Source organism: Pseudomonas sp. GZD-209 (assembly GCF_049310485.1).
Classification (GTDB): Bacteria; Pseudomonadota; Gammaproteobacteria; order Pseudomonadales; family Pseudomonadaceae; genus Aquipseudomonas; species Aquipseudomonas sichuanensis.
In genome coordinates this window covers 20,819-31,522 of record NZ_JBMOWQ010000248.1, presented here as the reverse complement: position 1 = coordinate 31,522, position 10,704 = coordinate 20,819, and the positions used below count along the sequence as shown (strand labels likewise).

Sequence of the window (10,704 nt, the reverse complement as noted above, 5' to 3'; positions counted from 1 at the left end):
CAAGAAGCAACACCTCTTTCTGTGCGTGGGAGCGGGCTTGCCCCGCGATGACCTGACGCCGGCTCAGGCGCCGAGCAACTCGGCAATCGCCTTGCCCACGTCCTGGGTCGAACGGCTGCCGCCCATGTCACGGGTGGTGTCGCCATTGGCAATCACGGTTTCGATGGCCTTGAGGATGTCGTCGTGGGCGGCCTGGTAGCGGGCGTCGTCGCCGTCCTTGCCGAGGAACTCGAGCATCAGTGCACCCGACCAGATCATCGCGATCGGGTTGGCGATGTTCTGCCCGTAGATGTCCGGCGCCGAGCCGTGCACCGGTTCGAACAGCGACGGGAACTTGCGCTCAGGGTTGAGGTTGGCCGACGGCGCGATGCCGATGGTGCCGGCGCAGGCCGGGCCCAGGTCGGAGAGAATGTCGCCGAACAGGTTGGAGGCCACCACCACGTCGAAGCGCTCCGGCTGCAGCACGAAGCGCGCGCAGAGGATGTCGATGTGCTGCTTGTCCCAGCTGATCTCGGGGTAGTGCGCGGCCATGGCGGCGGTGCGCTCGTCCCAGTAAGGCATGCTCACGGCCATGCCGTTGGACTTGGTGGCCGAGGTGACATGCTTGCGCTCGCGGGTCTGGGCGACTTCGAAGGCGTACTTGAGGATGCGGTCGACGCCACGGCGGGTGAACACCGACTCCTGCAGGACGAATTCATTTTCGGTGTTCTCGAACATGCGCCCACCCAGCGACGAGTATTCGCCTTCGGTGTTCTCGCGGATTACCACGAAGTCGATGTCGCCTGGCTGCTTGTTCGCCAACGGGCAGGGCACGCCTGGGAACAGGCGCACCGGACGGATGTTGACGTACTGGTCGAAGTCGCGGCGGAACTTGAGCAAGGAGCCCCACAGCGAGATGTGGTCCGGGACCTTGTCCGGCCAGCCGACGGCGCCGAAATACAGGGCATCGAAGCCCTTGAGCTGCTCGAACCAGTCGTCCGGCATCATCTTGCCGTGGGCCAGGTAGTAGTCGCAGCTGGCCCACTCGAAGAATTCGAACTCAAGGTTCAGGCCGTGCTTGCGGGCGGCGGCCTCGACCACGCGGATGCCTTCCGGGAGGACTTCGTTGCCGATGCCGTCACCGGGGATGGCGGCGATTTTGAAGGTCTTGGTCATGGGGGCGCATCTCGTGTTCAGGGAGGATGCACTCATGCTATAAGGGCGCGCTGCGGAGATAATCCGCTATTCGATCAATTCTTGGTGCACGAATCGTGAATAATCTGCCGAACCTCGACGACCTCGATATCTTCCTCCAGGTAGCGCGCCGCGCCAGCTTTGCCGCCGTGGCGGACGAGCGCGGCATGTCGGCGGCGTTCGTCAGCAAGCGCATCCGTCTGCTCGAAGAGAGCCTGGGGGTACGCCTGCTGCACCGCACCACCCGGCGGGTGACGGTCAGCGAAGAGGGCGAGCGGGTCTACCAGTGGGCGCAGCAGATCTTCGAGACCCTGCAACGCATGGGCGACGACCTCAATGCCGGCCAGCGCGAGCCCGCCGGGCAACTGCGCATCGCCAGCAGCCTGGGCCTGGGCCGGCGCTTCGTGGCGCCGGCCTTGTCGGAGCTGGCGGCGCGCTACCCACGGCTGGACATCCGCCTGGACGTGCACGACCGCCTGGTGGACCTGATCGCCGAAGGGGTGGACCTGGACATCCGCGTCGGCAACGTCATCGCCCCGCACCTGATCGCCAAGCCGCTGGCGCGCAACCGCCGGGTGCTGTGCGCCGCGCCCGGCTACCTGGCCGAGCGGGGCACGCCCAAGGTGTTGGCCGACCTGGCCAGCCATGACTGCCTGGTGATCAAGGAGCGCGACCACCCGTTCGGGCTGTGGCACCTTGAAGGCCCGCAAGGCGAGGAGAGCGTGCGGGTGACCGGCGCCCTGTCGAGCAACCATGGCGAGGTGGCGCACCAGTGGTGCCTGGACGGGCGGGGCATCCTGCTGCGCTCATGGTGGGATGTTCACGACAGCATCGAGGACGGGCGGCTGGTGCAGGTGCTGCCCGACTACCAGCAGGCGGCGGACATCTGGGCGGTGTACACCGCGCCGCTGGCCGGCTCGGCCAAGGTCCGGGTGGCGGTTGAGTTCTTCCGCCAGTACTTCGCCGAGCGCTATCGCTTGCCGGACTGAGGGCCTAGGTTTTGTACGAAAGTTTGGTCATCCAACGTTGTGGGAGCGGGCTTGCCCCGCGATCTGCCGCAACGCGGCAGCAAAGCCTGAATCCGCAGCGTCTTTGACACTATTTGATATCGGGTGCAGGAGTACTTCGCACTCCATCGCGGGGCAAGCCCGCTCCCACAGAACTTTTCGTACAGAGCCTAGAGAGCTTTTTCATAGGTCTGGAGAACATTTTTACTAATTTTCCCGCCGTCCAGAGTGGCGCACCATCGGCTCACATCAATAACAACTGACCGCGAACGCGGTCGATGTGGGAGCGCAGCGTGTTCGACCTTTCCTTCTGGCAGCAGCGGGCCAACCGCCAAACATTCATCGACACCGCCCTGATTGGCGGCCACTCGGTGAAGGCCTCCTCGGGGGCGACTTTCGACGCCATCAACCCGGCCACCAACCAGTTGCTCGCCCGGGTGGCGGCCTGCGCTGAAGACGAAGTCGACCTGGCCGTGCGCAGCGCCCGCCGCGCATTCGAGCAAGGGCCCTGGGCGCGCATGGCACCCACCCAGCGCAAGAAAATCCTCATCAAGCTGGCCGACCTGCTGCTGGCGCACCGCGAAGAACTGGCGCTGCTGGACTCGCTGAACATGGGCAAGCCGGTGATGGATGCCTACAACATCGACGTGCCCGGCGCGGCCGGGGTATTCGCCTGGTACGGCGAGGCGCTGGACAAGGTCTACGACCAGGTCGCGCCCACCGCCGCCAATGCGCTGGCCACCATCACCCGCGAACCCCTGGGCGTGATTGCCGCCGTGGTGCCGTGGAACTTCCCGCTGGACATGGCCGCCTGGAAGCTGGCGCCGGCCCTGGCCGCCGGCAACAGCGTGGTGCTCAAGCCTGCCGAGCAGTCGCCGTTCTCGGCCCTGCGCCTCGGCCAGTTGGCACTGGAGGCGGGCATCCCCGAGGGCGTGCTGAACGTGGTGCCGGGCTTGGGTGAGCAGGCCGGCAAGGCCCTGGGGCTGCACCCGGACGTCGATTGCCTGGTGTTCACCGGCTCCACCCAGGTGGGCAAGTACTTCATGCAGTACTCGGCCCAGTCGAACCTCAAACAGGTGTGGCTGGAGTGCGGCGGCAAGAGCCCCAACCTGGTGTTCGCCGATTGCCAGAACCTTGACCTGGCCGCCGAGAAGGCCGCGTTCGGCATCTTCTTCAACCAGGGTGAGGTGTGCTCGGCCAACTCGCGGCTGTACGTGCAGCGCTCGATCCACGACGAGTTCGTCGAACGGGTGATTGCCAAGGCCCAGGCCTGGCTGCCGGGCGACCCGCTCGACCCGGCCAGTGCCGCCGGTGCGATCGTCGACAGCGAGCAGACCGCGCGCATCGTGCGGGCGATCGGCCAGGCGCGCGAGGAGGGCGCGACGTTGCTCAGCGGTGGCGAGCAACTGACCTTCAATGGTTCGTCCAACTTCATCACGCCGACGATTTTCGGCAACGTCAGCAGTGATAGCCGTCTGGCCCGCGATGAAATTTTCGGGCCGGTGCTGGCCATCAGCGCGTTCGACAGCGAAGAGCAGGCGGTGCAGTTGGCCAATGACAGCATCTACGGGTTGGCTGCGTCGGTGTGGAGCGACGACCTCAACCGCGCCCACCGTGTGGCCAAGGCGCTTAAGGCCGGTACGGTTTCGGTCAATACCATGGATGCGCTGGATACCACGGTGCCGTTTGGTGGCGGCAAGCAATCCGGGTTCGGCCGCGATCTGTCGCTGCACTCGTTCGACAAGTACACGCAGTTGAAGACCACCTGGTTCCAGTTGCGGTAAGGGTCAGGGCTGGGAGGTGTTCGCCTTTGGATGTTCTGCGCCTGGGAGATCGAGCGCCGCCCGCGCGGCGCATCGCGGGACAAGCCCGCTCCCACATTTGTTTCGGGCCAGTCTTTCCTGTGCCATCACCTGGTCCGCCTTGTTGGTACGACGCGGTTTCGGCGTGGTCGCTGATGCTGCTCCACATGACTCAAGGCATGCACGAAGGCGGGCAGCGGTACTTTCACAGGACTCACTGGCCCGAAACAGATGTGGGAGCGGGCTTGTCCCGCGATGCGCCGCGCGGGCGGCGCTCGATCTCATAGGCGCTACCGCTGTCTTGTCATGCACCAGGAACCACCCATAACAAAAAATCCCCCCGCATCCCCCCGGGCTCTGCGGGCTCGGGCCGACTGGCCCAACTGCCTCGATACACACAACCATAAATCGTGAGGGAGTTTCCATGCGTACCATCACCGCGTCACTCAGCCTTGCAGTGCTCGCCGCTGCCAGTCTTCCCGCCCTTGCCGGCACTTCCAGCCTCACCATCATCTCCTTTGGCGGCGCCACCAAGGCCGCGCAGCAGGCCGCCTACTTCCAGCCCTTCGAGCAGAGCGGGGCAGGCAAGGTGGTGGCCGGCGAATACAACGGCGAACTTTCCAAGGTCAAGGCCATGGTCGATGTCGGCCATGTGTCCTGGGACGTGGTGGAGGTCGAAAGCCCCGAGCTGATCCGCGGCTGCGAGGCGGGCCTGTTCGAGCGCATCGACCCGGCCCTGCTGGGCGATCAGGCCAACTACCTGCCCGGTACCGTGAGCGAGTGCGGCGTGGCCAGTTATGTCTGGTCCATGGTGCTGGCCTACAACACCCAGAAGCTCGCCAACGGGCCGACCTCCTGGGCGGACTTCTGGGACACCCAGCGCTTCCCGGGCAAGCGCGGGCTGCGCAAGGGCGCCAAGTACACCCTCGAGGTCGCGCTGCTGGCCGATGGCGTTCCACGCCAGGACCTGTACACCGTGCTGGGCACGCCAGAGGGCGTCAACCGGGCCTTCAAAAAGCTCGACCAGATCAAGCAGAACATTCAGTGGTGGGAGGCCGGCGCGCAACCGCCGCAGTGGCTGGTGGCCGGTGATGTGGTGATGTCCGCCGCCTACAACGGGCGCATCGCCTCGGCGCAGAAGGACGGCTCGAAGCTTGGCATCGTCTGGCAAGGCAGCCTGTACGATCCGGACCACTGGGCCATCGTGCGCGGCTCCAAGAGCAAGGAGCTGGCGCAGCAGTTCATCACCTTCGCCAGCCAAGCCGCCACGCAGAAAACCTTCTCCAGCCACATCCCCTACGGCCCGGTGCGGACCGATGCGGTCAATGCATTGCCGGCCGACATCCAGCAGCAACTGCCGACGGCCCCGGCCAACCTGGCCGAGGCCCAGCTGGTGAACGCCGAGTTCTGGGTCGATCACGGCGAAGAGCTGGAAGAGCGCTTCAATGCCTGGGCGGCGCGCTGACCCCCGCGCTACTGCGCGCTGGTGAGCCCGCCCCGGGCATGGAAAGATGGGAAACGCCGTTGCAGCGATGCAACGGCTTTTTCCGATTCAAGAGGCAAGCAAGCAGATGAGCAGAGACCGCCTTCAATCCGCAGAGTGGTTCGAGCAGATCGCCCACGTGGTCGATTGCATCGGCACGTCGGCGTTCGTCGAGTCGCTGTTCGCCGCGCTGAACTACCTGGCGCCTTCCCACGCCATCACCGTGTTCCTGTTCCCCCATCAAGGGCTGCCTTCGGCCTTGTTCGAGCGGGACGAGGAAGGGCCGTGGATGCCCGAGGGCAGCATCGGCAAGTACCTGGAAGGTTTCTACCTGCTGTGCCCGTTCTACCGGGCCTGCATCGAGGGCATTGCCCCAGGCTGCTACCGGCTGAGCGATGTGGCACCGGACCACTTCAAGCGCAGCGAATACTACGTGTCGTTCTACCAGCATGCGCGGCTCGAGGATGAGCTGAACTACATCGTGCCACTGGGGCCCAAGCTGACCATTGCCGTGGCCTTGGCCAGTACCCGCCGCCTGGGCCGGCAGCAGGTCGACGAACTCAAGCGCATTGCCCCCTGGGTGCTGGCCGTGGTGCGCCGGCATTGGGGGGACCTGGATGCGGATGCGCTGGGTGGGCGCTTCGAAAGTGCGCTGGGGCGCCAGATCAACGCCGCGCTGACCCAGTTCGGCTCGTCGCTGTTGACCGAGCGCGAGTGCCTGGTGGCCCAGTACATGCTGCGCGGGCATTCCATCCGCTCGCTGGCCGAACGGCTGGGGATCAGCGAAGACACGGTCAAGACCCACCGCAAGCATGTGTACAGCAAGCTGGACATCGCCAAGCAGTCGGAGCTGTTCTCGCTGTTCATCGCCTCGGTGGCCCAGGCCCAGGAAGGGTTGAGCAAGGATCCGTTGGAGAGCTACCTGCGGCGCAGGCGGTGAGGTTCGCTGAGGTTCGCCGGTGTTTTTGCAGCGCCTATGAGATCGAGCGCCGCCCGCGCGGCGCTTCGCGGGTAAACCCGCTCCCACCGTTTGTTTCGGGCCAATTATTTCTGTGAAAGTACCGGCGCCTGCCTTGGTGCATGCCTTGAGTCATGTGGGGCGGCGGCAACGCACACGCTGAAACCGCGTCGTACCAACAAGGCGGACCAGGTAATGGCACAGGAGAGACTGGCCCGAAACAAACTGTGGGAGCGGGTTTACCCGCGAAGCGCCGCGCGGGCGGCGCTCGATCTCAAGAGCGCTGCAAGCCTGTCGCCCTGCACCTGGCCGCCCACATGCGATTTCAACTATGTCGAACCGTTCAAAAAGGGGCGCAAAGCGCCCCAGGCATTCAAGGAGTCATTCACCAACTCCACCAGCTTCCGGCGACAGACCTGCCAGCCAGCCCCTCACGTCGCACCTACCCGAAATCCTCCCTGCGCACCGGCCGGGTCAACCGCTCTGGCCGCTCCGGCGCAGGCGGATTGGTCGGCAACAGCACCAGCCCATCCAGCACCTTGTTCAACAGCGCTTCGATCATTTCCAGCGACAACTGCGTACCGCCCAGCAACCGCCGCGCATCGCCGTGCGCGTCTTCGCGGGCGAGGGTGGTGGCCTGGTAGGTCTGTTGCACGAGTTGCAGGGCATGCACCAGTGCGTCCTCGGCGAATACGCCGGGGCGGACGGTGAACAGTGGGGCGTGGTGGTGGTTGCAGGTGCCGAAGGTGTAGCGGTCGCAGCGGGGTTGCTGGGGTGGATCAGGTATTCCTTTGCACATGGTGGAACTCCCTTCGTAGATGAAGAAATCCGCCACGGCCTGCCGCCAAGCAGGTGAGGGTGACGGACTACGCAAGGTTGGCGGACCGGTACGAAGGGAACCGGCACTTCCGAAGAAGTCCATGCGCAGCCCGCCATAGAGCATCTTCGCGGGCACAAAAAAAGCGCCTGCGAAGGTGGGTATGGGCGCTTTGCGCCTTCGTTCCAGGCCGCCAAGCCCGGGTCACTGTTGTATCAGTGACGCGCGTAGGCTAGCGAAATGCGATAAGTTCTGCAAGCGCTAGCTTGTGTAGCTATTTAGTTAGTCCAGCTCTGTTTCCTCATCGTGGGGCGAGATACTTTCAATGTATTGGTCAATTGCGTCGCGCTTGCTCATGAGTTCAATGTTGTTTTTGATTTCTTGATCAATGTGCTTCTTTGTTAACATCATTTCTCTGATGTGTTCGATGTGTTCAAAGTGTGGAATGTTAAGGTTCTTTACAGCTGCCATATATGTCTTTATGTTTTCGGGCGCTTGGAATTTTGTTGTTTTCTCCAAGAGTTCTGAAACTTTGGAAAGATTATAGATTTCTAGATTTTTGGATAGCCTGCTGGCTAAATCAATGCTATTAAGGTTTGCGGAGTAAAATTTGTTGTGGGGTAGGTGCGGGGTGGTTGATGGTGTTTCGTTCTTGTTGTGAGCGTCTTTGATTGATTTTTCGCTAATTGCTGTCTTAAAAATTGCTTTGCTTTCTCGCAGAAAGTCAGCAGTGCTGTACATATGAAAAAACTGGGTTTGCGTTTTTTGAAATATTTCGCATTTCAAATTTTCGTGGGGACCAATGTGCTTGTCTCCGGCCGAGTCGATTATCGTCCACCAGTCCTCTTTGAGGTCGTCAGTAATAAATATGACGTTATCGGATGGTTGATCTTTCAGCCTCTGAATCAGCTGGTTCCAGAGTATCAAATCTCCGAATTGACGTTCGTAAGTCAAGCCTCCGTGAGTGAATTTGGAAGATTCGAAATCTCCCTTACTCTTTTTTTCATCTTCATACCCAGGTGGGATTTTGCTGGCGTAGCGTATCGCCCCTAAACGATAGATCTCGTCTAGCCATGCTTGGTCTGTAGGAGGAGAACCAATCTTACCGTTGGTGTATTCGTCAAGTTTTGACAAGATCTTATCCGGGGAGCGTACATCGGGTTGTTTTTTGTCCCATTCGGAAACTTTCTTTTTGCACTTGGAGGCTTCTGATTTTACGCTCTCAGTGAGTATGGAGAGATGATTGTTGAGGTCGGGAAATTTTTTATCTATATCGTTTTCTTGAATGCAAGTGGTGATGGCGCTGGTCAGATTGTCGAGTGCCGAATTTATGGTTCTGAATATTTTCTTTTCGTTTTTTATTATAGTTAGCCGTCTTCTATGGTACTCAAGGCCTACTTGGAAGGGTATCCATATACGGTCGTTGATACTTTCTAATGCACTAAAAAAATCTTCGCGAGTACTTTCTTCGTATCCGTAAAGATTAAGAAAGACGTTGGTGTCAAAAACAAAGATCGTATTATCTGACGTCCATGCAGCGGAAATTTCATTTTGCTCTGGGGCGACAAAGCTTTTAAACAGGTCCTTCATGTCTTGGCTCTGGAGTCGTAGCTGTTGTTGGAGCGGATCCTAATACGAAGTGATGGTCAAATGCCATCACTCGTAGTCTTTGGTCGAACACGGCGTGATGATTCAAAATGGTCCAGCCAACGGCCACTCCACCGCCACCCTGACCTGATCCCCATCCAGCTCCGCCTGCGCCGTATCCCCCCGGTGCACGTTATGCCTTACCGAAACCGCCACCCCTTTGGCCGCCCCACTCTGCACCACATAGCGCGCCTCCAGGTCCCGCTCCCAGTGCTTGCCATCCTTGCCATACCCCAGATACGCATACCCCCCACGCGGATCCACATGGGTGCCATCGATATCAAACCCGCGCACATACAACGCCGTCAGGCTCAACCCCGGCACGCCATAGGCCCCCATGTTCAGGTCATACCTGGCCTGCCACGACTTCTCGTTCGGCGCATTGAAGTCCGACAGCTGCACGGCGTTACCCAGGTAGATCGCCCCGCGGCTGACGTAGTCGAACGGCGTGTTGCCGTCCACCTGCTGCCACCCGAGGCTGAACGCGTGCGGGCCCTGGGCGTAGCGCGAGACCAGGCTCCAGGTGGTGTTGTCGATGCGCCCGGACAGGGCCTTGCCAGTGTCGGTGGTGCGGTACAGGTTGAGGTCCAGGCTCAGGCTGCGCTGGTCGTCGAATGCGTGGCTAAGGGTGCTGCCGAGGTAGTGCTGGTTCCAGGTGTCTTCATAGCGGGAGCTGTACAGGCTGGCGCTGACGTTGGCGGTCGGGTTCCACACGGCGCCGGCCAGGTCGAAGCTGTTGCCCTGGCGGCCGTTGGAGTAGTTCACCACGAAGCCTTGGTCGTGGCTGGAGGCATTGCGGTCGGTGCCTTCGTTGAAGTGCCCGGCCACCAGCTTGAGCCGGTCGATCTCGTTGCTGGTGAGGAACCAGCCGGTGAAGGTCTCGGGCAACAGGCGGCTGTCTGACGAGCTGAACACCGGGGTCTTGACCCGTTGCTCGCCGTAGGCCAGCACGGTGTTGGAGGCGCGCAGTTTCACCGCCGCGCCACCCCGGCTGTATTCGCTCTTGGGGTGGCCGTCGTTGTCGATGGCCAGCAGGCGCGCCTTGCCGGCGCGGCCGCCGCCGCTGTCGAGCTGCACGCCAAGGTAGGCGTGGGCATCGACGCCCACGCCTATAAGACCTTGGGTGAAGCCGGAACTGAATGTACCCATCAGGCCATAGGCCCATTCCTCGGCCTTGCCGCTGCGTTCGGCGCGGGGTTTGTAGGCGTTGCGCGCGGCACTGTTGCGCCCGCCGTTGCGGTAGTCGCGCTGGTCGTAGACGGTACGGTTGAGCAAGCTCCAGCTGCTGTCTTCGACGATGCCATTGGCCTTGGACTGGGCGGAGTCGGCCAGGGCCAGCGGGCTGAGGCCAAGCAGCGGCAGGGCGATGAACAGCGGTTTCATTGCGCGGCCTCCAGCTTTTGCAACTGCACGGCGAGGCGGCTGGCCGCGCGGGCGGGCAGGGCGCCTGGCAACTGCGCCGGCGCGGGCTCGCCCACCTGCACCAGCATCACCATGCCCATCGCCAGGTGCGGGATGCACTGGATGCCATACAGCCCGGGCTGGCTGAAGGTGTATTCGAACGGCTGGTTGAGCTTGCTCTTGAACGCTTCGACGCCTGCCGGCAGCAGGCCAGGAATGCTCGCGGCGTTGTGCCCGGCCTGGGTCGGCAGAAAGCGCACGGTGTCGCCTGGGGCAATGCGCAGGTGGTCCGGCTCGTAGACCATTGCCCCCGCGGCGCCGCGGTTGAGCATCTTCACTTCGAACACCTCGGCCTGGGCGGCGGCGGTGGTCAGCAAGGCGGCAAGCAGCAGGGCGGCGGAGCGGGGCGGCATGGG

9 protein-coding genes are annotated in these 10,704 nt (G+C 62.1%); 4 read left to right on the top strand and 5 right to left on the bottom strand.

Features of this window, described 5'->3' with window-relative positions; translation table 11 throughout:
- Positions 1-63: 63 nt before the first annotated feature.
- Positions 64-1,155: a tartrate dehydrogenase gene (locus ACO6VM_RS24700; RefSeq protein ID WP_422403930.1), complete on the bottom strand. Its 1,092-nt coding sequence runs from the start codon at positions 1,153-1,155 to the stop codon at positions 64-66.
- Positions 1,156-1,250: 95 nt separating this feature from the next.
- Here ACO6VM_RS24700 and ACO6VM_RS24695 point away from each other — a divergent pair, with 95 nt between their 5' ends.
- The 4 genes from ACO6VM_RS24695 (at position 1,251) to ACO6VM_RS24680 (ending at position 6,405) form a co-directional block, all read left to right on the top strand.
- Positions 1,251-2,162, top strand: a complete 912-nt coding sequence (locus ACO6VM_RS24695) for a LysR substrate-binding domain-containing protein (RefSeq protein ID WP_125858941.1) — start codon at positions 1,251-1,253, stop codon at positions 2,160-2,162.
- Positions 2,163-2,473: 311 nt separating this feature from the next.
- Positions 2,474-3,964, top strand: coding sequence for an aldehyde dehydrogenase (locus ACO6VM_RS24690; RefSeq protein WP_125464385.1), 1,491 nt, complete (start codon positions 2,474-2,476; stop codon positions 3,962-3,964).
- Between the two features lie 442 nt (positions 3,965-4,406).
- Positions 4,407-5,447, top strand: coding sequence for an ABC transporter substrate-binding protein (locus tag ACO6VM_RS24685; RefSeq protein ID WP_401059047.1), 1,041 nt, complete (start codon positions 4,407-4,409; stop codon positions 5,445-5,447).
- A 106-nt stretch (positions 5,448-5,553) separates the two neighbouring features.
- Positions 5,554-6,405 (top strand): helix-turn-helix transcriptional regulator, encoded by an 852-nt coding sequence (locus ACO6VM_RS24680; protein ID WP_110992827.1) that lies wholly within the window; start codon positions 5,554-5,556, stop codon positions 6,403-6,405.
- A gap of 460 nt (positions 6,406-6,865) precedes the next feature.
- Here ACO6VM_RS24680 and ACO6VM_RS24675 read toward each other — a convergent pair whose 3' ends face one another.
- From ACO6VM_RS24675 to ACO6VM_RS24660, 4 genes are all read right to left on the bottom strand, one after another.
- Positions 6,866-7,222: a DUF3077 domain-containing protein gene (locus tag ACO6VM_RS24675; protein ID WP_401059045.1), complete on the bottom strand. Its 357-nt coding sequence runs from the start codon at positions 7,220-7,222 to the stop codon at positions 6,866-6,868.
- 300 nt (positions 7,223-7,522) lie between these two features.
- The gene (locus ACO6VM_RS24670; RefSeq protein WP_422403929.1) at positions 7,523-8,830 is read right to left on the bottom strand and encodes a PIN-like domain-containing protein; all 1,308 of its coding nucleotides are present in this window, start codon (positions 8,828-8,830) and stop codon (positions 7,523-7,525) included.
- A gap of 102 nt (positions 8,831-8,932) precedes the next feature.
- Complete coding sequence (locus ACO6VM_RS24665; protein ID WP_422403928.1) at positions 8,933-10,270, bottom strand: OprD family porin; 1,338 nt, start codon at positions 10,268-10,270, stop codon at positions 8,933-8,935.
- Complete coding sequence (locus tag ACO6VM_RS24660) at positions 10,267-10,701, bottom strand: pseudoazurin (RefSeq protein ID WP_422403927.1); 435 nt, start codon at positions 10,699-10,701, stop codon at positions 10,267-10,269. Before ACO6VM_RS24660 ends, ACO6VM_RS24665 begins: the two co-directional genes overlap by 4 nt.
- Positions 10,702-10,704 lie beyond the last annotated feature (3 nt).

Bases quoted from the DNA above. Each gene is read 5' to 3' on its own strand.
- ACO6VM_RS24675 (WP_401059045.1), bottom strand. From the start codon at position 7,222: ATGTGCAAAGGAATACCTGATCCACCCCAGCAACCCCGCTGCGACCGC.
- ACO6VM_RS24665 (WP_422403928.1), bottom strand. From the start codon at position 10,270: ATGAAACCGCTGTTCATCGCCCTGCCGCTGCTTGGCCTCAGCCCGCTG.
- ACO6VM_RS24680 (WP_110992827.1), top strand. From the start codon at position 5,554: ATGAGCAGAGACCGCCTTCAATCCGCAGAGTGGTTCGAGCAGATCGCC.
- ACO6VM_RS24670 (WP_422403929.1), bottom strand. From the start codon at position 8,830: ATGAAGGACCTGTTTAAAAGCTTTGTCGCCCCAGAGCAAAATGAAATT.
- ACO6VM_RS24700 (WP_422403930.1), bottom strand. From the start codon at position 1,155: ATGACCAAGACCTTCAAAATCGCCGCCATCCCCGGTGACGGCATCGGC.
- ACO6VM_RS24660 (WP_422403927.1), bottom strand. From the start codon at position 10,701: ATGCCGCCCCGCTCCGCCGCCCTGCTGCTTGCCGCCTTGCTGACCACC.
- ACO6VM_RS24685 (WP_401059047.1), top strand. From the start codon at position 4,407: ATGCGTACCATCACCGCGTCACTCAGCCTTGCAGTGCTCGCCGCTGCC.